This window comes from Romboutsia sp. (assembly GCF_035470145.1).
Classification (GTDB): Bacteria; Bacillota; Clostridia; order Peptostreptococcales; family Peptostreptococcaceae; genus Romboutsia_D.
In genome coordinates this window covers 25345-47886 of record NZ_DATIRC010000114.1, presented here as the reverse complement: position 1 = coordinate 47886, position 22542 = coordinate 25345, and the positions used below count along the sequence as shown (strand labels likewise).

Here is a 22542-nt window from a genome sequence, read left to right as displayed (position 1 = left end):
AATCTATACAGATTATTATTGAAAAATGTAGAATAGATAGAGGTGAATTTATGGATAAAGAAACTATATTTTTAACATTGCTTGAAAAATCAAGCTTAATAATAGTTTTATTTATAATAATAACTAAGATAAAAAAATTTAAATACATATTTCAAAAAGAAAATTATAAGAACCATGATTTAGCAGTTATATCAATGATATTTAGTTTATTAGCTATTTTAGGAACATATAATGGTATTAGTGTAGAGGGATCATTAGCTAATACAAGAATAATGGCTATAGTATCTGGAGGTATATTATTTGGACCATTAGTAGGAGTAACATCAGGTTTTATATCTGGTTTTCACAGATATTTTATAGATATAAATGGAATTACATCTTTTCCATGTTTTATATCTAGCATATTTGCGGGTATATTATCAGGATATTTTAGTAAGAAATTAAAGGAAAAATATAAGTGGATTTGCGGAATTATGTGTGGAGTAATATCAGAAAATGTAACTATGGTTTTAATATTTTTTATGTCCAAACCGCATAATGTAGCAGTATCAATTATAAGCAAGATATATGTACCTATGATAGTTGGACAAATTGGAATAGGTTTTTTAGTTTCTATAGTACAAGCTATAAAAAAAGAAAAAGAAGAAATTGCTGCTTTTCAGTCCAAGTTAGCCCTAGATATAGCTAATAAAACTTTGCCATACTTTAGATGTGTTAATGAAGAGTCTTTAAAAGTTATATGTAGGATTATAAAAGAAGAGATAAATTCAGATGCAGTAGCGATAACAGATACAGAAAAAGTATTAGCATATGTAGGAGTTGGAGAAGAAGCCTTTGATAATCCTAATATAGAGCTTAGTAACACAACTAAAGATGCAATGAAAGAAAATAAAATATTAAATATAAAGGTATGTAAAGAAGAATATTCTTTAAGTGAAAAAGTAAACCTAAAAACAGGTATGATTATACCGTTAACAGATTCTCAAGGGGTTATGGGAAGTTTGAAAATATATTATACAAAAAAGTATGATATAAGTTATTCGAAAAAATCTTTAGCAATAGGATTATCTCATATTATATCTACACTAATGGAAATATCAAAGATTGAAAAAATTAAAGAAGCTAAGAATAAAGCAGAAATAAAAGCATTACAAACTCAAATAAATCCACATTTTTTATTCAATGCATTAAATACCATAACTTCTTTTATAAGAATCAATCCGGATAAAGCAAGGCAACTTATAATAAATTTAGCTACATATATGAGGTATAACTTAGAAGTGAATGATAATCTTATAAATATACATAAAGAATTAGAACAAGTAAAGGCATATGTAGAAATAGAAAAAGCGAGATTTGGAGATAAATTAAGTGTAGTTTATAATATAGATGAAGATATAAAAATAACAATACCAAGTTTAATAATACAGCCATTGGTAGAAAATGCAATTATACATGGAATAAGAAAAAATAGTGAACGTGGAACTGTTATAATAGGTGTAAATAAATCTGAAAATGGAGTTAAAGTTTGGGTAGAAAATGATGGTATTGCTATAGATGAAGATATAATTAAAAAAGTATATAATGACGATATGCCAGAAAACAAGATAGGACTTTATAATGTTCATTTGAGATTGAAACTAATTTATGGACAAGGATTAAATATATATAGATTAAGGCATGGAACTAAAATAGAATTTGAGATTTAGGATGGAGGATATTATGAGATCAATAATAGTTGAAGATGAATTTCCTGCAAGAGAGGAGCTTAAATATTTTATAAACAACTTTAGTGACATAGAGATTATTAATGAGTTTGATAATGGATTAGATGTATTAAAATTTATACAAGAAAATAGTGTAGATGTTATATTTTTGGATATTAATATACCGTTACTAGATGGCATGTTACTTGCAAAAACTATAAAGCAATTTAAGAGAAGCCCTAAAATAGTATTTATTACTGCATATAAGGAGCATGCAGTAGATGCATTTGAGCTTGAAGCGTTTGATTATATACTAAAACCATATTCAGAGAAAAGAATAGTTTCTACGTTGAACAAGCTTAAAAAAAGTAATGAAATAGATAATAAAAGCACAAAAGTAAACTCATTAACTAAAGAAATTGCATTATCAAGTGTAAGTTTATGGAAAAATGATAAATTAATTGTGATAAATATAAGTGATATATACTACTGTGAAGCTAAAGAAAGAGAAACTATAGTATTTACCAAAGACAGTGAGTATATAGTAAAAACGTCTATAACAGAATTTGAAAAAAATCTGAAAAATAATTTATTTTTTAAAACTCATAGATCTTATATAGTAAATACCTCTAAAATAAAAGAAATAATACCTTGGTTTAATAATACCTATAAACTGAAATTAAAAGATATAAATTCAGAGATACCAGTTAGTAGAAGTAAAATAAAAGATTTTAGAAAAATTATGAATGTATAAATGTATTTTATGTATGAATTTATGCATTTCATGTAAAAACAAATCTTCTTCATATAAATAAACGTTATTATATTATTAGAAATAATAAATATTGAAAATAATTAAAAAATTTATGGAGGAGAAAACGATATGATGACATTTTTAGGTTGTTTAGCATTTCTTGTAGGTGGATATTTCATATATGGTTCGATTGTTGAAAAATCAGTGAAATTAGATGACTCAAAGGCAACACCAGCAACAAGGCTTCAAGATGGAGTAGACTTTGTTCCAATGCCTTGGCATAAAGTATTTCTAATACAATTTCTTAATATAGCAGGGGTAGGTCCAATATTTGGTGCAGTATCGGGGGCATTATTTGGTCCAGTAGCATTTTTATGGATAACGTTTGGTACTATCTTTGCAGGAGGAGTTCATGACTTCTTATCAGGAGTAATATCAATGAGACATGATGGTAGTTCTATATCAGAAATAGTTGGTATATACCTAGGAGATAAGATGAAGGTAATGATGAGAATATTCTCAGTAGTATTACTAGTTTTAACAGGTACAGTATTTGTTACATCTCCAGCTGGTTTATTAGCTGCAATGACAGGAAAGACAATTCTTTTCTGGACAGTGATAATAATTGTTTACTATATAATAGCTACTATATTACCGGTTGATAAAGTTATAGGTAAAATATATCCATTATTTGGAGCAGCATTACTTACTATGGCTTTTGGTTTAGCAGGAGCACTAATAATAGGACAAATTAATGGAACTATGACAATGGCTGAATTAACTTTAGATAACTTACATCCAGGAGGGTTATCTGTATTCCCATTCTTATTTACTACAATAGCATGTGGAGCATTATCAGGATTCCACTCAACGCAATCGCCAATGATGGCTAGGTGTATAAATAGAGAAAGTGAAGCAAAAAGAGTATTCTATGGAGCGATGGTTGCCGAAGGTGTTATAGCTTTAGTATGGTGTGCTGTTGCAATAGCATTCTTTGGAGGAACTGAAGGGTTATCTGGTGGCTTAGTGGAATTTGGAGGACCATCAGGTGTTGTAACTCATATATCAAAATCATTATTAGGTCAAGTAGGAGCAATTCTTGCGATATTAGGAGTAGTTGCATGTCCTATAACGTCAGGAGATACTGCATTTAGAAGTGCTAGACTTACAATAGCAGATGCTTTTAATATAAAGCAAGAAGGTTTAAAAAATAGATTTATATTAGCAATACCACTATTTGCAGTTTGTATAGGACTTACTTTCATAGATTTCAATGTAATCTGGAGATACTTTGCTTGGTCTAACCAAACATTAGCCACTATATTTTTATGGACGGGTACAGTGTACTTGCTTAAGAATAAAGCTAACTACTGGATAACTTTAATACCTGCAACATTTATGAGTGCTGTATGTACTGCATATATATTACAAGCAAAAGAAGGATTTAAGCTAGATGCTATATTCTCTAATTCAGTAGGTATAGTTGTTGCAACAATATTATTTATAGTGTTTATGATAAATAAATCTAAAGTTCAAGAAAATAAAAAATCTACAAGTATAGTTTAATAATATAATGTAAAATAAAAAGCCTTCTTTATATAGTTATAAATATAGAGGGTTTTTTTATATACTAAGAATATATACTCAGCAGGAGACTGTGCAACTATAAAAATATAGATACGTATGTACCATTAGCAACAGGAGCTAACAATGCATTCCAAGGTTCATTAGGTTCAATTTGCTTAAATGTTATGAACATGGAAGCAGGCTCAACTGGTATTACAGAAAGTCAATCCAAAAAATTAGGATCAGATTTTAACCAAACTAACTACTATCCAGGTAGAGATAAGATATATGTAAAGCTTGTTTATGATGCAAAGACAAAAGTAATATTAGGAGAGCAAGTGGGTGGATTTAAGGATTCAGTTCAAAGAACGAATGTAATAGCTGCAGACATATTTGGTAAATTAGCAACTGTCCAATTAGGTTATGTTAGACGCCACCATTTTCTAGAACGTGGGATGTATTAAACGTAGCAGGAAACGGATGTAAATAATAAATAAAAATCATTACAATGAACTTATGCTAAAATGTAGTTTTATAGAGTGCGTAAAACAAGAAAGGGCTGATATAAATATGAAATCAAAATTTAAACAAATAGTAAAATCAGAGACATTAACCGGTATACTACTTATATTTGCTACAATAATCTCGCTAATAATAGCAAATAGCAATTTAGGGCAAACTTATCATCATCTATTTAGTGAAGTTGAACTATTTGGTCATTTTAATATTCATATGATAGTAAATGATTTCTTTATGGCAATATTCTTCTTATTAGTAGGATTAGAAATAAAACACGAAATATTACACGGACATTTATCAAGCTTGAAAAAAGCTACGTTCCCAATAATAGCTGCACTTGGTGGAGTTTTAGTTCCGGCAATTATATTTACAATATTTAACCATGGTACGCTATTTGAACATGGTATAGGTGTTCCAATATCAACTGATATAGCATTTGCTATTGGTATATTTATGATGTTAAAAAGTAAGATGAACCCTTCGTTAAAAATATTCCTATTATCATTAGCAATAGTTGATGACTTAATATCGATATTATTAATCGGAATTTTATACTCATCAAATATAAACTTTGAATTCTTATCATTAGCATCAGCTATAATGCTTGTACTAATTCTTATGAACAAAAAATTTAAAGTGAATAAAGTAACACCATACATGTTAATCGCTTTAGTATTATGGTTTTGCATATATGAAAGTGGTATTCATGCCACTATAAGTGGTGTATTGTTAGCACTTGCTATACCAACAAAAGTATTAAAAAATGAAAAAGAATCGGTGTCTCAAAAATTAGAGCATAAGCTAAATCCTTTATGTAACTTATTTATATTACCTTTGTTTGCCTTAGTAAATACAGCTATAAGCTTAAGTATTGATATAGACTTAGCTTCTTCGAATACTTTAATAGTAGGTATAGTTTTAGGATTGGTGATTGGTAAACCGTTGGGTATAATATTGTTTACATTTATAGCGGCGAAACTTGGAATAACAGAAAAACCTGAAAATGCAACTTGGGTATCTATATTTTCAGTATCATTACTTGCAGGTATAGGATTTACTATGGCTATATTCGTAGCTGAAATAGCATTTGAAGCTACTCCAGAGTATATAAGTATAGCTAAAATTTCTATATTAGGAGCATCTATATTGTCTATAATATCAACTTATATAGTTGCAACTATTTCTAGCAGAGTAAGTACTCATAATATGAAAATTTCTAACAATACTGAATCTGAAAGCGTAGCATAATAGTTTGTTAATTTAAGTGTAGCACTTTATTATCATGCTAAAACAAATACCTTAGAAGGTACCTTGTAATTTAGACACTTTCTAGGTCTATTATTTATTAAATTAATCATTAAAATTCAAATTAAGTTCTAACTGATCATATCCAATTGTTATATTTTTAAAAATAGTAAAAAGTATGTAGCAGAGCCATTAAAGATCAAAGTGGTAGAGTCAATGAAAATGATAACTGTAAATGAAGAAAAAAATATTAAAAAAGCTTATAGAATATGGTAAAACCATAACTATAAGCCTTTTATTATTATACATTAAATCTGAATAATATAACATCTCCATCTTTAACTATATATTCTTTACCTTCAAGTCTAACAAGGCCTTTTTCTTTAGCAGCACTCATAGTACCAACTCCAACTAAGTCGTTAAATGCTATAGTTTCTGCTCTTATGAATCCTCTTTCTATATCTGAGTGTATCTTTCCACCAGCAGCAGGAGCTTTTGTACCAACTTTTATAGTCCAAGCTCTAACTTCTTGAGGACCAGCTGTTAAGTAAGACATTAGTCCAAGTAAAGCGTAAGAAGACTTTATTAACTTATCTAATCCTGATTGTTCTAGTCCTAATGTTTCTAAGAATTCTTTCTTTTCTTCATCAGTATCAAGCTCAGCTATTTCTGCTTCTATTTGAGCACAAACAACAACAACTTCTGCATCTTCTGTAGAAGCAAATTCTCTAACCCTATTAACGTATTCGTTACCTTCAGCCTCATCAGCTAAATCATCTTCACTTACGTTAGTAGCATATATTACTGGCTTAGAAGTAAGTAGGTTTAATGAATCAACAAAAGCCTTTTGGTCATCATTAAAGTCCATAGTTCTAACACATTTACCATCTTCTAAAGTAACCATTATTTCTTTTAAAAATTCAAGTTCAGCAGCAAGTGCTTTATCAGCTCTAGCAGCTTTAGCTCCTTTTTGTATTCTTCTTTCTAATATCTCTATATCAGAGAATATTAATTCTAAGTTTATAGTTTCTATATCTCTTAAAGGATCAACAGAACCATCAACATGGACAACATTAGGATCTTCGAAGCATCTAACAACGTGAACTATAGCGTCAACTTCTCTTATGTGAGATAAGAACTTGTTCCCAAGACCTTCACCTTTAGAAGCACCTCTAACTAATCCTGCTATATCACAGAATTCTATAGCTGTAGGAACTACCTTTTTAGAATCATATAATTCCTTTAATTTGTTTAACCTCTCATCTGGAACAGAAACAACACCAACGTTTGGTTCTATTGTACAGAAAGGGTAGTTTGCAGATTCTGCGCCTGCTTGAGTTATTGCATTAAATAGTGTACTTTTACCTACATTTGGTAAACCAACTATACCTAATTTCATAGTCATCGTCCTCTCTTTTGTGATATTTATATATTATAAATTTAAACAACCTATTAAGGCATCAAATTGGGTTAAAAAGCCAATTTCGCAAATTTACAAAATTCTATTATAGACATACATATTGATTATACCTCATATATATAATAGATGTAAACTACACATTTACATCTATAATTTTATATACTAAGGATTTAGAACCTATCTGGTTTGTGGGGAAGTTCTAAATCCAACAACTAAACTTGAAGTAATTCGTTAATACGTTGTTTAGGTAATGGACCTGTTTTGCAACATTTTAGGCGAAATGAGTAAAGTGGTTCGCCCACACGTGGCTCAAAATGTTTCGCCTATATATAGCTCAAAATCGAATTTTTTTATTGGGGTTGATTTTATGATGTTTTCAATTATTTTATTTACATCGATAGCCTTAAGTTTAATACTTAATGGATATATGGAAAATATACTTATAATCTTGTCAACAGTAATAATTTATAAGCAAATAATAATTAACAAAGATTATAAATATATGATTTATGCTCTTATTATTTCCTTTATTGGTGTAAACTTAATGGTAACTTTTGGATTTAGAGATTACATAAGCTTTAGAGATATACAGCCAGGAGAAGATGAAGAAGAAACATTAATATTATTAGTTTCAGAAGGAGAGTATAAACATTATAATTTAAGAGAAAGATCTACACAAATTCACTATGAAAAAGGATACGAATCTTTATTCAGAGGCATCAAAGATTTATACAAATACAAAAGTTATTATAATGAGTTAGGAGATAGTGATTTTAAAGAAGAGGCAGAAGAAGTTGCAACAAAGTTAAGTTATCAATTAGATGAAGGATATAAGGTAGTTAATTCTTACATGTATACTCAACCATATTTTGAACATTCATTGGAAGATATAGTTTCTAAAGGGTACAAAAAAATAATTATTTGTCCATTATTCATGACAGAAGGAAAAGATTATGAAATATTTAAACAAAGGTATGAAAAATTAAATTTAGTATCTTATAATTTAGTAGATATAGAAATACTAGAACCTTTTTATAAGTCAAATAACTTGGCAATGGTTTATAAAAATGAAATATTAAAAAATATAAGGAGCTTAGAAAAAGATTCGGGTGTATTATTAATAGGATTATACAATAAAAATAATTTAGAGCAAGATATATTATTTAGAGAAAAAATAAAAGAATACATAGAACATGAAGAAAAAAACATAGACATTCAAATAAAATTACCTCTTTTAGAAAATAATAAAAAAGATATAATAAAATCAGGAGAAGAATTGCTAGAATATGGAATTAATACCTTGTATGTTGTATTACCAACATGTACAATTGACACTATGTATACTAAACATTTAGTTGAAAGTATACTTGAAGACCTTGATATGGGGAATACTAAGTTTTATTATATAAATCCTGAGAAAAAAACGGATGCAATAGTAGACGAAATTTTTAAAAGAATATCATTAATGAATCAAATAGGAGGATAAAATGGAAAAAGACATTAAGAAAATAAATCTAGGTAAAAATATTAATCTAACATTAATACCAGCTACAAAGTTTAAGTCTAATCTTGTTAGCATTTACATACAAAGGATACTAGACAGAGAAGAAACTACAAAGAATGCATTAATACCAGCTATTATCACTAGTGGATGTGAAAAATATCCAAGTTTAAGAGAAATATCAAATAAGTTAGATGATTTATATGGTTCTTCTATGGTAGGAGATGTTTCTAAAAGAGGAGAGCGTCAAGTAATTACTTTTAAAATAATAAGTACTAATGAAAGATATTTAGATGAAAAAATATTTACAAATGTAATAGAATTTTTCAATGAGGTTTTAAATAATAATTTAGTGATTGATGGTGGATTTAATAACGAATATTTAGACATAGAAAAAACTAACTTAAAAGATAGAATACAAGCAAAGATAAATGATAAAAGTAGATATGCACTTGAAAGAACTTTTGAAGAAATGTGTAAAGGTGAAAGATTTAGTATAAGTGAACATGGTTATGAAGAAGATTTAGATAAAATAAATGCTAAGGGCTTATATGAACACTATAAAAACATAATAAGAACTTCTCCTATAGATATAGTTGTAGAAGGTGACTTTGACGAAAAAGAAGTTATAGATATAATAAGTAAAAACTTCACTTTTGAAAGAGGAGAAATAATACAAATTCCTAGAGAAGAATATAAAAAAGATATAAAAGAAGTAAAAGTAGTTGAAGATAAGATGGACATAACTCAAGGTAAGCTAGTTATGGGATATAGAACTAATATAGACTTTAAAGATGAAGATAAATATTATCCTTTAATAGTAGGGTGTAATGTGTTAGGTGGCGGACCACATTCTAAAATGTTTATAAATATAAGAGAAAAAGAAAGTTTATGTTATTATATTTATTCATCAGCTGAAAAATACAAAGGAATACTATTTGTATCATCAGGAATAGAAGTACAAAACTATGAAAAAACTGTAGAACTAGTTAAAAAACAATTAGAAAGCATAAAAGCAGGAGAAATATCACAAGATGAAATAGAAAATAGCAAAAGCGCATTAATAAATTCAATGAAGTCATTATCTGATAGTATAGGTGGAATGTCTGATTTTTATTTTGCACAAGGTATGAGTAATACAAATTCTACAATAGAAAAAATAATAGATAATGTAGTTAAGGTTAAAAGTGAAGATATAGTTAAAGCTTTTGAGAAAATAGAACTTGATACTGTTTATTTCTTAAGAAACTAAGTGAGGTGATATATATGAAAAAAATAACTAATGATATATTAAAAGAGCAAATTTATTATGAGAAATTAGAAAATGGATTAGACGTTTACTTTATGCCTAAACATGGATTTACTAAAAAGTATGCAGTTTTAGCAACTAATTATGGTTCTAATGAATTAGAATTTATTCCAATCGGAGAAAATGAAAAGATTAAGGTTAATGAAGGTATAGCACATTTCTTAGAACATAAAATGTTTGAACAGCCAGATGGAGGCAATGCCTTTGATAAATTTTCTAAGTGGGGAGCAAGTGCAAATGCCTTCACAAATTTTACAACAACTGCATATTTATTTTCAGCAACTGAAAATTTTTATGATAGTTTAGAGCATTTAATAGATTATGTGCAAACTCCTTATTTTACAGATGAAAATGTAGAAAAAGAAAAAGGAATAATTGAACAAGAAATAAAAATGTATGATGATGACCCTGAGTGGAATGTTTACTTTAATTGTTTAAAAGCATTATATGTAAATTACCCTGTAAGAGTTGATATAGCAGGAAGTGTTGAAAGTATCTACAAAATAACAAAAGAAGAATTATATAAATGCTATAATACATTTTATAACCCAGGGAATATGGCGTTATTTGTTGTAGGAGATTTAGAAGTTGATAAAGTTATAGAAGTAGTTAAGAAAGTTAATCATTATGATGTAGCTAAATTATCTAATGAAATACAAAAATTTTATCCGGAAGAACCAAACAGAGTTAATGAAAAAGAGAAAGTAGCTAAATTTCCTATATCAATGCCTATGTTTAACATAGCTTTTAAAGATAATAAAGTAGGTATAAGAGGAAATCAACTTTTAAGAAAAGAGATAGTTACAGAAATATTAATAGATATAATATTTAAAAGAGGTAGTAGATTATTTGAAGATTTATATATGAAAGGTCTTATAAATGACAACTTTGGTGGAGGGTTCTCCTCTCAAGTAGATTATGGATTTACTATAATTGGAGGAGACTCTAAAGATCCTAAAGAAGTTAAAAGAATAATATTAGAGCATATAGAAAAATATAAAAAAGATGGATTAAATAAAGAAGAATTTGAAAGAGTTAAAAAGAAGAAAATAGGAAACTTTTTAAAATATTTTGACTCAGTAAACTTTATAGCGAATAATTTTATATCTTATAATTTTAAAGGGATAAACTTACTAGATTATTTAGACGTAGTGAAAGATGTTACTTTTGAAGAGGTAGAAGAAAGATTAAATTCTCATTTAAAAGAAGAATATTGTATAATATCTATAGTAGAACCAACTAAAAATTAAACTATATAAAAGGGATGTATCAAAATAAAGATTAGCCCGAAGCAAAAATGAACTCTAATGATTAGAGTTCATTTTTTATGTACAGAATTAATTTATGCAAAAATATAGATATATTTTATTATTTATACAAAAAGAGAGTATCTCTTTTAATAAATTTTAAAAATCATTTTGAGACACTCCCTTTTGTACTTAATTAGCTAATAAAAAACTAAAAAAATTCTAAATGCAGATATATCAATATATAAGATAGGATTATAAACTTAAGAAATCATTACTGTTAGTTGACAAAAGATACAACTTTATCATAACATAAAGTTGCATCAAGAAAAAACTTGTATAAAAAATAAAGTTGTTTCTTGGATGATTTAAAAAATAAGGGAGATTAATTAAAAATATGATAAACAAAGCAAAAAAAAATAATTGTGTATTTATAATATCTTTAATATTAACCAGTGTAGTAGTAGTTACAGGAATGGTTTCACCAAATATGTTTGAAAAGATATCAAGATCTATGTTTAATATAGTTATAAATAATTTTAGTTGGGTTTATATAATTGGAATGCTTGTACTTGTATTCTTTGCTTTATTTTTAGCATTTAGTAAATATGGAAATATAAGACTAGGTAATGATACTGATAGACCTGAGTTTAGCAATCTATCATGGTTTTCTATGTTATTTGGTGCAGGAATGGGTATAGGATTAGTATTCTTCGGATCAGTAGAGCCTATGAAACATTTTATAAAACCAATAGGAGCACAACCAGGATCTGGTGAAGCTGCAAAATTTGCAATGCAACAATCATATATACATTGGGGACTGCACCCATGGGCAGCCTACTCTGTAATGGGATTAGCACTTGCATACTTTCAATTTAGAAAGGGCGCGCCAGGTCTTATAAGCAGTATATTTTTACCTATATTAGGAGAAAAAGGTGTAAGAGGACCTATAGGAAAGGCAATAGATATATTAGCGGTATTCACAACAGTAACTGGAATAGCAACATCATTAGGTATGGGAACAATGCAAATTGCTGGTGGATTAGAATATATGTTTAATATAGAAAATACTATTAAAACACAAATAGTTATTATAGCAATTACTACAGTTTTATACATAATAAGTTCAACTAGTGGTTTGGATAAAGGGATAAAGATGCTTTCTAATGTAAATTTAAGTTTAGCTGCATTTATATTGATTGGATCTATATTTATAGGACCAAAATTAGATATGATAAAAAATTTAGGGAATGGTGGAGTAGCATATTTAACAGAGTTTATATCACAAAGTTTATATATGGATCCTACTAAAGCTTGGATTAGCGAATGGAGAGTTTTCTATTGGGCACTATGGATAGCATGGATACCTTTTGTAGGTATATTTATAGCTAGAATTTCCAAAGGAAGAACAATAAGAGAATTTATAATAGGAGTAACTATAGCTCCTGCACTGGCATGTATAATATGGTTTACTGTATTTGGAACTTTGGGAATGAATTTAGGAACAGAGTTTGCAGCTACGGCCACATCAGTAACAGAAACTGCATTATTTAAAGTATTTTCAAATTATCAATTTGGGAATATATTATCTATTGTAGCAATGATATTATTATGTACATTCTTTGTATCATCGGCAGATTCAGCAACATATGTATTGGGAATGTTTACATCAGATGGAGATTTAAATCCAAGCAATGGTAAAAAGATAGTGTGGGGAATAATTCAAGCAGGTATGGCAATTTCACTTTTGTTATCAGGTGGACTTAAGACATTACAGACAGTATCTATAGTATCAGCATTTCCATTTACTATAATAGTTAGTATAAGTATTATATCTATTGTTAAGGCACTTAGAGAAGAAGTTAAACAAAAACACAAGTCTTTGTCATATAGACATACAGAAAAGAAGTATTAAACAAATTAAATGATATAGCACATAGTAAATCAAAGATATCCATATAAATAAGTATAATTAAATATTTTATATTTATATAAATTTTAAAATTAAATATAATTTCATGTAGGTATAAAAAATAAAAATAGAATGGTGGACTTACAAATTTATCATTCTATTTTTTATTTCAAAATTATGTTTATATAAAAATTAAGTAAACATACTTTTAATTATTTTCATATTCATCGGATAGGTCGTATAAAAATGCAGGAACTGAATGATGTATACTAGTATCTCCAACAACCATAAGGATATCACTTTCTCTAAATTCAATATAAGGGCCAGGCGAAAGTATAAGCTCTCCGTTGCGTTTTATACCGACTATGGTTGCACTTGTATGTTGCCAAAATTTAGTTTCTGCAGCTGTTAAACCTATGAACTTACATTCTTTTGTAATTTCAAATTCAAACGGTATAAGAGGATTGATATTAGATAATCTACTAGAATAATCTATTATCTTATTTATGTTATCAATAATTTCATTTTCTAATTTAGATTTTGATATCAGTAATTTTTGTAAATTAGATTTATATGAGGATATATTGGTAATATTCTGATTTTTATTTAAAAAAGACAATGCTTTTTCGGCGGATAAAACTAAAATTCCTTTACCTTTAACGCTAGAAACTACTTCTAAATCCTCAAGTACCTTCATAGCTCGGCGTATTGTTTCGGGAGAAACATTATATGTTCCTGCTAAAGAAGACCTTCCACGAAGTAAGCTTCCCTCTTGTATTTCTCTAAGGTGTATCTTGTTGGCTATATCTAACGCAATCTTATGATAGATAGGTAATGAGCAATTCTTTTCCATTTTTCCTCCTGAAATATATATTTTAATACATATTATTTTATACTTTATATATAAATATGTCTATATGATTAAAATTAATTAAAGCATTAATGATATTAAAGGTACAATTGAATATAATGTATGTTATTATTATGAACAAACTGTTATAATATTACAATAAACTTCATAAAAAATACAAGTTATATTTGCATACTAAGGAAAAGATATATAACCACGAAATAAAAAATATTAGAGGTTGAAAAATATTAAAAATAAGAGGTGATAGTATGGATAGAGTAGCATTTAGTATATTTGGAATAGACGTTATGTGGTATGGTGTTCTTATGGCTACTGGCATGATTTTAGGAACTTTAATAGCCTTAAAAGAGGCAAAAAGAGTTGGAATAAAAGAAGATGATGTATTAGATTTAGCTATAATAGCTATACCAATAGGATTATTAAGTGCAAGATTGTATTATGTAATATTTAATTGGGAATATTATTCTCAAAACACTTCTCAAATTCTAAATTTTAGAGGTGGAGGAATGGCAATTCATGGTGCACTTATTGGTGGTATACTTACAGGGTACATTTTTACGAGAATAAAGAAAATGAATTTCTTAAAAATAGCAGACATTGTTATAATAGGGATGCCACTTGCACAAGCAATAGGTAGATGGGGAAATTTCATAAATGGAGAAGCACATGGAGGTCCAACAAATTTACCATGGGCAATAGTAGTAGATGGAGTTAAAGTTCATCCAACGTTTCTATATGAATCAATATGGGATTTAGGTATATTTATATTTTTATGGATATTTAGAAATAAAAAACAATATGAAGGACAAATTATAGTATACTATGTAACATTATATTCTCTAGGAAGATTTTTTATAGAAGGACTTAGAACAGATAGTCTAATGATAGGACCACTTAGAATGGCTCAAGTTATAAGTTTAATAGGTGTAGTTGGTGGTATAGTTGCTCATATATATTTGTCAAAAAGAAAAAACAAAGTAAAATAGAAGAATAAAATTCGCTTTACATGTCGCTTAAGTGGTTAGCCCGCACATGGCTCAAACGAGCTATAGATTAGGCATGTTGCTCAAATTTAACGAAAAGCAATTAAGGAGAAAATACAAAATGGAATTTCATCACGTATCTGTACTCTTAAATGAGTGCATAGAAAATTTAAATATAAAACCAGATGGAGTCTATGTAGACTGTACAATGGGAGGAGCAGGACATTCTAAGGAGATAGTAAAAAGACTATCAGATAAAGGACTATTTATAGGATTTGATCAAGACAAAAATGCTATAAAAACTGCAAAAGAAAGATTAAGTGAATATAGTGATAGAGTAAGATTTGTTCATAGTAATTTTGAAAACATAAAAGAAGAATTAGCTAAAATAGGTGTTCATAAAATAGATGGAGTACTTGCAGATTTAGGAGTTTCATCTCATCAATTAGATGAAGCTGATAGAGGTTTCTCTTATATGCAAGATGCACCACTTGATATGAGAATGGATGTAAGATGTGAATTTTCTGCATATGATGTGGTAAACACTTATAGTGAAGAAGAACTTGCAAAAATAATAAAAGATTACGGTGAAGATAATTGGGCTAAACGTATAGCTAAGTTTATAGTAGAATTAAGAGCTGAAAAGCCAATAGAGACTACTGGAGAACTTGTAGAGACAATTAAGAAGGCTGTTCCTAAGAAAGCTAGAATGGATGGACCACATCCAGCTAAAAGAACATTCCAAGCCATAAGAATAGAAGTAAATAATGAACTTGGTGTAATAACTAATATGATAGATGATGCAGTTTCTATAATGAATGAAGGTGGAAGAATTTGTATAATAACATTCCACTCTTTAGAAGATAGAATTGTAAAAAATGAATTTAGAGATTTAGCTCTAGACTGTATATGTCCATCTCATTTACCAATATGTCAGTGTGATAAGGAGTCTCTTGTAAAAGTTATAACAAGGAAACCTATATTACCAACTGATGAAGAAATAGAAGTTAATCCAAGGTCAAGAAGTGCAAAATTAAGAGTTGCAGAAAGAAAATAGTATAAAAATGATAAATAGACTACAACATTAAAGTTACATTTAGTGTTATAGTCTATTTTTTTGTTTTTTATTGTATTAATTTTACGATGAAAGTTTAAAGGAAGGTTACTTATAAATCACAAATATATATATACAGTTAATAAAATATGAGGGTGGCATATATGAAAAAAAATAATAAAATTAAGAACATAAATGAATATAAAAAAGAAAAAAAGAATAAACATAAAAATAAAAGACGGATGAAATTTAAAAAGAGAATATCTATATTTCTCATATCTATTAGTACTTTAGGATTTATGATATGGAATATAGGTGGGTATGTAATTGTATCTGACCTTAAGTATGAGATTCATTATTTAAAACAAGAGTTACGAAAAGAAGAAATTAGATTAGGAGAATTAAAGGCTAAGATCGATACAAGCACAACGATACAAGAAATAGAAAAAAGAGCTAAAGAAGAACTTAATATGGACTATCCTGAAAAGAATCAAATAAGATACATAGAGGTTGAGAAGTAAGGGGGAAAACGCTTGAGTAAAAATATAAAAAGAGTAAGCAAAAAGAGATTAGTTCTTGTTCTTATACTAGCATGTGTTCTATTTTTAGGCCTTACGATTAGAACGGGATATATTCAGTTGGTAAAAGGAGATTGGTTAAGTACTAAAGCTACAGACCAACAAACAAGAGAAATTCCTATAGAACCTAAAAGGGGAACTTTATATGATAAGAATATGAAAGAACTTGCAGTAAGTGTTACAAAATATACTGTATGGTGTAAACCTGTAGAGGTTAAGGATAAGGAAAATTCAGCAAAAAAAGTTTCTGAAATGCTAGGGAAAGAGTATGAGGATGTTTATAAACTAGTAAGTAAAAAAAATATGGCATTAGTTAAAATTGAAAGATGGATAGACGATGATAAAGCAACTAAAATAAGGGAAGCTAAAATTCCGGGAATTTGGGTAGCAGAAGATAATCAAAGATACTATCCATATGGAAACTTTGCTTCTTATGTATTAGGGCATACATCGGCAGACTCTCAAGGTATAGCTGGTATAGAAATGAAGTATGATAAACATTTAAAAGGAAAATCTGGAAAATTAATAGTTAGTACAGATGCATCAGGAAGAGAAATACCAAGAGGGATGGAAAAATATTATGAACCGACTCAAGGTAATGGATTAGTGCTTGCAATAGATGAGGTAATACAGCATTATACAGAAAAAGCAGTACAAAAAGCATATGAACTTAATAATGCAAAAAGAGTTACAGTGGTGGCAATGGATCCAAAGACTGGGGATATATTATCATTAGCATCAAAACCAGATTATGACCCTAATGATCCAAGAACACCTATATACCCATATTATCAAGAAGAATTAGATAAATACGAAGAAAAAGATAAATTAAAAGGATACTATCAAATGTGGAGAAATCCTGCAGTAAGTGATACATATGAACCAGGATCTACTTTTAAGTTAATTACATCTTCGGCAGGATTAGAGGAGAATGTAATTAAAGAAAATGAGAAATTTACTTGTACAGGAAGTGTAACTATTGGAGGAAAACGAATAAAATGTTGGAGACATTATAGACCTCATGGAGAACAAACATTTAAGCAAGCAGTACAAAACTCATGCAACCCAGTATTCGTAGAAGTAGGAAGTAGATTAGGCGTATCAAAGATGTATGATTACATAGAAGCATTTGGCTTTATGGATAAAACAGGTATAGATTTACCTGGGGAAGCAAAAGGGATTTTGTATAATGAAAAAAATGTAGGTCCAGTAGAACTTGCTACAATATCTTTTGGTCAGTCAATATCAGTAACACCGATTCAACTTATAACAGCAATATCATCAATAGCAAATGAGGGGAATCTTATGGAACCAAGAGTTGTAAAAGCATATACAGACAATCAAGGAAACATAGTAGAAGAAATTGCACCAACGGTAGTAAGACAGGTGATATCACAAGAAACATCGAAAGAGATGATGGACATCGCAGAATCTGTTGTTAGTGAAGGTTCAGGGAAAGCTGCATATATCCCAGGATATAGAATAGGTGGAAAAACAGGTACTGCACAAAAGGTTATAGATGGAAAGTATGCTCAAGGTAAATATATATGTTCATTTGTAGGGATAGCTCCGTGTGATGACCCTCAAATAGTAGTTCTTGCTATAGTAGATGAACCAACGGGAGTAAGTGCATTTGGTAGTACTACAGCTGGTCCTATAGTTAAAGAAATAATGAATGATTCATTAAAATATTTAGGAGTAGAACCAAAATATAGTGAAGAAGAGAAAAAAGAATTTGAAAAAGATCAAGTAACAGTTCCGGATGTAAGAGATTTAGACATCGAAGAAGCTGTAAAATCATTAGAAGAAGCTAAATTAAGTCCAAATATAGATACGGATATAGAAATACCTAAAGGAACTAAGGTCATAGATATGTTTCCTAAACCAGGTGTCAAAGTAGCTGAAGACTCTAGTATAATACTATACTTTAGATAAATAAAAAGTAACAGATTATTAACATATAATTAGAAATACCTTCAAAAAAATAAAAATATAGTATATAATTATAAAGTTAAGATTAGTGGGGGGCAATGTATATGTGGGTATACATTGCCTTTTATTAAGATATTTAGTCAAATAATATCATAAGACCTAAAGGAGGATTGAATATGAAGAGTCTAACAATAGCTGAGTTAGTACTTGCAACAAAAGGTAGATTAGTAATTGGTAATGAAAACGACCGTATAGATGACGTTGTTATAGATAGTAGAGGTACAAATGAAAACAGTGTATTTGTAGCTATAATTGGAGAAAATTTAGATGGACACCAATTTATGCAATCTGCATATAAAAATGGATGCAGGACTTTCATAAAAAATGAAAGTAGTCGCATAAATTTAGATAGTTCGGACATAAATTTAATAACAGTTAAAGATACTGAAGTAGCTATGGGAGATATAGGTAGATACTATAAGGCGAAATTTGATATACCATATATAGGAATAACAGGTAGTGTTGGAAAAACAACTACTAGAGATATGGTTTATGCTACAGTTTCGGCAAAATTTAATACTTTAAAAAATGAAGGCAATTTAAATAATCAACTAGGAGTACCTTTAACGTTATTTAATTTAGATGAATTTCATGAATGCGCTGTAATAGAAATGGGTATGTCAGGCTTTAATGAAATAGAGTATCTAGCTAATATAGTGAATCCTCAAATAGGAGTTATATCTAATATAGGTTTATCTCATATAGAAAATCTAGGCTCACAAGAAGGAATCTTAAAAGCAAAAATGGAAATAACAGCAAAATTTAATTCTTCAAGCACATTAGTAGTGAATGGGGATGATAAGTTTTTATCTACGCTAAAAAATAAAAATCATGAATATAAATTAAAGACATTTGGATTTAATAAAGATAATGACATTTATTGTGAAGGCTATGAAATGAATGAAGATAATATAACATTTACATGCGTAATAAATAATAAAAAAGAAGAAATATTTATACCTACAGTAGGTGAACATAATATATATAATGCAATGGCAGCTATATTAGTAGGAATGAGTTTAGGGCTTTCTTTAGATGAAATAAAAGAAGGTTTGAAAAATTTCAAAGCTACAAAAATGAGATTAGATATATTTAAAACTGATAAATTAACAATAATAAATGATGCATATAATGCAAGTCCAGATTCTATGAAAGCAGCTTTAAAAATTTTAGGAAGATATAAAAATAGAAGAGTTGCAATACTTGGAGATATGTTTGAAATGGGTAAACATGCAGAGTATGGACATAGATTAGTTGGAGAATCAGTTATAGATAATACAGATTTACTAATAACTATAGGAAAAGATTCTAAGTTTATAGGAAAGGAAACAATAAAGTTAGGATTTGATCAAGAAAACATACACCATTTTGATACAAAAGAAGATGCTATTAATAAAATAGATGATTTACTAAAAGATGGAGATATTATATTAGTTAAAGCTTCTAGAGGTATGGAATTAGAAAAAATAGTAGAACATCTTAATAAGTAATAAAACCAAAGAAATAGCCAGCAAGGGAGAGGAGATATATTATGTTAGGAATAACAGAACTTACTTATACAGCATTGATTTCATTTCTAATAGTAGTTATATTAGGCCCAATATTTATACCTATGTTAACTAAATTTAAATTCGGTCAGACGGTTAGAGACGATGGACCACAAACACATTTATCGAAAAATGGAACACCAACTATGGGTGGAATAGTAATGATAGTAGCAATACTTATAACAGGTCTTACTAGAAGCAAAGTTGGGCCAGATATGGTAATAGGGTTAATATCTATAGTAGGATTTGGTCTTGTAGGATTTATTGATGATTTTATCATTGTAAAGAAAAGAAGATCTTTAGGATTAAAGGCATGGCAAAAAATAGTGCTTCAATTTGCGCTAGCTTTATATATATCGTATTATCAATATACAGCATCACCTAGTGCAACACAACTTATAATACCATTTACAGATGCAGTGATAAATTTAGGAATATTATATGTACCAATAATGACATTTATCATAGTGGGTATTGTTAATGCAGTAAATTTAACAGATGGATTAGATGGATTAGCATCAGGTGTAACTTTAATAGTTTCTACATTCTTTATGTTACTTGCAGCATATACTGGAGCAGCGAATTCAGATGTCGCAGTTTTAGCAGCAACAACAGTTGGAGCATGTTTAGGGTTTTTAGGATTTAACTCATATCCAGCAAGAATATTTATGGGTGATACTGGTTCTATGGCTCTAGGAGGAGCAGTGGTTGCATTTGCTGTATTAACAAACTCTATTTTATTAATACCATTAGTTGGAGGTATATATTTTGCAGAAGCTCTATCTGTAATACTTCAAGTAGCATCTTTTAAATTAAGAGGTAAAAGGATATTTAAAATGGCGCCAATTCATCATCATTTTGAGCAGTGTGGGTGGCCTGAAACTAGAGTAGTATTTGTATTCTGGATAACTACTATAGTATTAACATGGATAGGTATAATAGCAATATTCTAAGTTGGGGGTATAAAAATGAACCTAAAAAATAAAAAAGTTATATTAGTAGGACTTGCAAAAACTGGTGTGTCTACAATTAAACATTTAGATAAACTAGGAGCAAAAATAATAGTTAATGATATAAAAGATAAAGAAAAGCTAAGTGATATACTTAAAGAATTAGATGATTTAAGTAATGTAGAATATATATTAGGACATCATCTAGAGAATGTTGATGATATAGATATGGTAGTGGTATCACCAGGTGTACCACTAGATTTACCTTTTATACTAAAGTTAAAATCAAAAGAGATAGAAATTATAGGAGAAGTCGAGTTAGCTTATAGGCTATCTAATAATCCTATATTTATAGGTATAACAGGAACAAATGGTAAAACAACAACAACAAGCTTAGTAGGAGAAATATTTAAAAAAGCTAAGGTAGATACTCATATAGTAGGAAACATAGGAAACCCTGTTATAGACACTGTAGGTATTGCAAATGAAAAATCAGTTTTAGTAACTGAATTAAGTAGTTTTCAACTTGAAAGTATAGATACGTTTAAACCTAAAGTAAGTGCTATATTAAATTTTACAGAAGACCATTTAAATAGACATCACACTATGAAAAATTATATAGAAGCTAAAGCTAGAATATTTATGAATCAAAATAATGAAGATTTTTGTATTTTAAACTATGATGATGAGCAAGTAAGAGCTTTAGAAAATAAAGTTAAAGCTAAAAAAATATTCTTTTCTAGAAAAAAACAATTACAAGAAGGAATATATTTAGATAAAGACAATAATATAATTATAGATATAAATGATAAAATAGTGCTTCTAAATAAGGAAGAATTAAGTTTACCAGGAAATCATAACTTAGAAAACTGTATGGCAGCAATAGCTATATCATATGTATCTAATATAGATATAGAAGTTATAAAAGAGGTATTAAAAACTTTTGCAGCAGTAGAGCATAGGCAAGAATTTGTAAGAAATCTAAATGGAGTAATGTTTGTTAATGACTCTAAAGGGACTAATCCAGATTCAACTATAAAAGCGATACAGTCTTATAAAAATCCAATAATACTAATAGCAGGTGGAATGGATAAGCAAAGTAATTTTGATGAATTATTAGAAATTGCAAAAGAGAATGTTAAAGCTTTAGTACTTTTAGGAGAAACTGCTTCTAAGATAGAAGGTAGTGCAAAAGAAAGAGGATTTGAAAGAGTATATAAAGTAAAAGATATGAAAGAAGCTGTGAATATATCTTACCAAGTAGCTCAAAAAGGAGATGTGGTGCTTCTTTCTCCAGCTTGTGCAAGTTGGGATATGTATAAAAGTTTTGAAGTAAGGGGTAATGACTTCAAAGATAATGTAAACAATTTAAAATAACCTCTTATCTC

At 28.6% G+C, this 22542-nt stretch carries 18 protein-coding genes; 16 read left to right on the top strand and 2 right to left on the bottom strand.

Annotation, left to right across the window (positions count from 1 at the left end; translation table 11 throughout):
- Nucleotides 1-50: 50 nt before the first annotated feature.
- From VLM92_RS04555 to nhaA, 5 genes are all read left to right on the top strand, one after another.
- Nucleotides 51-1709: a sensor histidine kinase gene (locus VLM92_RS04555; protein ID WP_325275170.1), complete on the top strand. Its 1659-nt coding sequence runs from the start codon at nucleotides 51-53 to the stop codon at nucleotides 1707-1709.
- Nucleotides 1710-1722: 13 nt separating this feature from the next.
- Entirely contained in the window at nucleotides 1723-2460 is a 738-nt protein-coding gene (locus VLM92_RS04550; RefSeq protein ID WP_325275169.1) for a LytTR family DNA-binding domain-containing protein, read from the top strand.
- 129 nt (nucleotides 2461-2589) lie between these two features.
- On the top strand, nucleotides 2590-4026 hold the full coding sequence (locus VLM92_RS04545; protein ID WP_325275168.1) for a carbon starvation protein A: 1437 nt from the start codon (nucleotides 2590-2592) through the stop codon (nucleotides 4024-4026).
- Nucleotides 4027-4211: 185 nt separating this feature from the next.
- Nucleotides 4212-4490, top strand: a complete 279-nt coding sequence (locus VLM92_RS04540) for a hypothetical protein (protein ID WP_331681681.1) — start codon at nucleotides 4212-4214, stop codon at nucleotides 4488-4490.
- Nucleotides 4491-4596: 106 nt separating this feature from the next.
- Entirely contained in the window at nucleotides 4597-5793 is a 1197-nt protein-coding gene (gene nhaA / locus VLM92_RS04535; protein ID WP_325275167.1) for a Na+/H+ antiporter NhaA, read from the top strand.
- Between the two features lie 298 nt (nucleotides 5794-6091).
- On the opposite strand, the gene ychF is transcribed toward nhaA, so the two are convergent.
- Nucleotides 6092-7189 carry a redox-regulated ATPase YchF gene (gene ychF, locus VLM92_RS04530; RefSeq protein ID WP_325275166.1) on the bottom strand — a complete coding sequence of 366 codons (1098 nt, stop codon included), beginning with the start codon at nucleotides 7187-7189 and terminating at the stop codon, nucleotides 6092-6094.
- Between the two features lie 388 nt (nucleotides 7190-7577).
- On the opposite strand from ychF, the gene VLM92_RS04525 reads away from it, so the two are divergent.
- From VLM92_RS04525 to VLM92_RS04510, 4 genes are all read left to right on the top strand, one after another.
- Entirely contained in the window at nucleotides 7578-8696 is a 1119-nt protein-coding gene (locus VLM92_RS04525; protein ID WP_325275165.1) for a hypothetical protein, read from the top strand.
- Between the two features lies 1 nt (nucleotide 8697).
- A complete protein-coding gene (gene yfmF, locus VLM92_RS04520) occupies nucleotides 8698-9963 on the top strand; it encodes an EF-P 5-aminopentanol modification-associated protein YfmF (protein ID WP_325275164.1) in 1266 nt (421 codons plus the stop codon).
- Between the two features lie 14 nt (nucleotides 9964-9977).
- A complete protein-coding gene (yfmH, locus tag VLM92_RS04515; protein ID WP_325275163.1) occupies nucleotides 9978-11270 on the top strand; it encodes an EF-P 5-aminopentanol modification-associated protein YfmH in 1293 nt (430 codons plus the stop codon).
- A gap of 394 nt (nucleotides 11271-11664) precedes the next feature.
- Nucleotides 11665-13182: a BCCT family transporter gene (locus VLM92_RS04510; RefSeq protein WP_325275162.1), complete on the top strand. Its 1518-nt coding sequence runs from the start codon at nucleotides 11665-11667 to the stop codon at nucleotides 13180-13182.
- Between the two features lie 205 nt (nucleotides 13183-13387).
- On the opposite strand, the gene VLM92_RS04505 is transcribed toward VLM92_RS04510, so the two are convergent.
- Nucleotides 13388-14032 carry a TrkA C-terminal domain-containing protein gene (locus VLM92_RS04505; RefSeq protein WP_325275161.1) on the bottom strand — a complete coding sequence of 215 codons (645 nt, stop codon included), beginning with the start codon at nucleotides 14030-14032 and terminating at the stop codon, nucleotides 13388-13390.
- Nucleotides 14033-14298: 266 nt separating this feature from the next.
- Here VLM92_RS04505 and lgt point away from each other — a divergent pair, with 266 nt between their 5' ends.
- From lgt to murD, 7 genes are all read left to right on the top strand, one after another.
- Nucleotides 14299-15036 (top strand): prolipoprotein diacylglyceryl transferase, encoded by a 738-nt coding sequence (gene lgt, locus VLM92_RS04500; RefSeq protein WP_325275160.1) that lies wholly within the window; start codon nucleotides 14299-14301, stop codon nucleotides 15034-15036.
- 118 nt (nucleotides 15037-15154) lie between these two features.
- Nucleotides 15155-16090: a 16S rRNA (cytosine(1402)-N(4))-methyltransferase RsmH gene (gene rsmH, locus VLM92_RS04495; RefSeq protein WP_325275159.1), complete on the top strand. Its 936-nt coding sequence runs from the start codon at nucleotides 15155-15157 to the stop codon at nucleotides 16088-16090.
- A 161-nt stretch (nucleotides 16091-16251) separates the two neighbouring features.
- Nucleotides 16252-16608, top strand: coding sequence for a hypothetical protein (locus VLM92_RS04490; protein WP_325275158.1), 357 nt, complete (start codon nucleotides 16252-16254; stop codon nucleotides 16606-16608).
- A 12-nt stretch (nucleotides 16609-16620) separates the two neighbouring features.
- A complete protein-coding gene (locus tag VLM92_RS04485; RefSeq protein ID WP_325275157.1) occupies nucleotides 16621-18600 on the top strand; it encodes a stage V sporulation protein D in 1980 nt (659 codons plus the stop codon).
- Nucleotides 18601-18773: 173 nt separating this feature from the next.
- On the top strand, nucleotides 18774-20147 hold the full coding sequence (locus VLM92_RS04480; RefSeq protein WP_325275156.1) for a UDP-N-acetylmuramoyl-tripeptide--D-alanyl-D-alanine ligase: 1374 nt from the start codon (nucleotides 18774-18776) through the stop codon (nucleotides 20145-20147).
- A 38-nt stretch (nucleotides 20148-20185) separates the two neighbouring features.
- A complete protein-coding gene (mraY, locus tag VLM92_RS04475; RefSeq protein WP_325275185.1) occupies nucleotides 20186-21157 on the top strand; it encodes a phospho-N-acetylmuramoyl-pentapeptide-transferase in 972 nt (323 codons plus the stop codon).
- Nucleotides 21158-21172: 15 nt separating this feature from the next.
- Nucleotides 21173-22531, top strand: coding sequence for a UDP-N-acetylmuramoyl-L-alanine--D-glutamate ligase (murD, locus tag VLM92_RS04470; RefSeq protein ID WP_325275155.1), 1359 nt, complete (start codon nucleotides 21173-21175; stop codon nucleotides 22529-22531).
- Nucleotides 22532-22542: the final 11 nt, after the last annotated feature.

Bases quoted from the DNA above. Each gene is read 5' to 3' on its own strand.
- VLM92_RS04555 (WP_325275170.1), top strand. From the start codon at position 51: ATGGATAAAGAAACTATATTTTTAACATTGCTTGAAAAATCAAGCTTA.
- murD (WP_325275155.1), top strand. From the start codon at position 21,173: ATGAACCTAAAAAATAAAAAAGTTATATTAGTAGGACTTGCAAAAACT.
- nhaA (WP_325275167.1), top strand. From the start codon at position 4,597: ATGAAATCAAAATTTAAACAAATAGTAAAATCAGAGACATTAACCGGT.
- yfmH (WP_325275163.1), top strand. From the start codon at position 9,978: ATGAAAAAAATAACTAATGATATATTAAAAGAGCAAATTTATTATGAG.
- yfmF (WP_325275164.1), top strand. From the start codon at position 8,698: ATGGAAAAAGACATTAAGAAAATAAATCTAGGTAAAAATATTAATCTA.
- VLM92_RS04505 (WP_325275161.1), bottom strand. From the start codon at position 14,032: ATGGAAAAGAATTGCTCATTACCTATCTATCATAAGATTGCGTTAGAT.
- VLM92_RS04540 (WP_331681681.1), top strand. From the start codon at position 4,212: ATGAACATGGAAGCAGGCTCAACTGGTATTACAGAAAGTCAATCCAAA.
- VLM92_RS04545 (WP_325275168.1), top strand. From the start codon at position 2,590: ATGATGACATTTTTAGGTTGTTTAGCATTTCTTGTAGGTGGATATTTC.
- ychF (WP_325275166.1), bottom strand. From the start codon at position 7,189: ATGAAATTAGGTATAGTTGGTTTACCAAATGTAGGTAAAAGTACACTA.
- VLM92_RS04480 (WP_325275156.1), top strand. From the start codon at position 18,774: ATGAAGAGTCTAACAATAGCTGAGTTAGTACTTGCAACAAAAGGTAGA.
- VLM92_RS04490 (WP_325275158.1), top strand. From the start codon at position 16,252: ATGAAAAAAAATAATAAAATTAAGAACATAAATGAATATAAAAAAGAA.
- VLM92_RS04550 (WP_325275169.1), top strand. From the start codon at position 1,723: ATGAGATCAATAATAGTTGAAGATGAATTTCCTGCAAGAGAGGAGCTT.
- VLM92_RS04510 (WP_325275162.1), top strand. From the start codon at position 11,665: ATGATAAACAAAGCAAAAAAAAATAATTGTGTATTTATAATATCTTTA.
- rsmH (WP_325275159.1), top strand. From the start codon at position 15,155: ATGGAATTTCATCACGTATCTGTACTCTTAAATGAGTGCATAGAAAAT.
- VLM92_RS04525 (WP_325275165.1), top strand. From the start codon at position 7,578: ATGATGTTTTCAATTATTTTATTTACATCGATAGCCTTAAGTTTAATA.
- lgt (WP_325275160.1), top strand. From the start codon at position 14,299: ATGGATAGAGTAGCATTTAGTATATTTGGAATAGACGTTATGTGGTAT.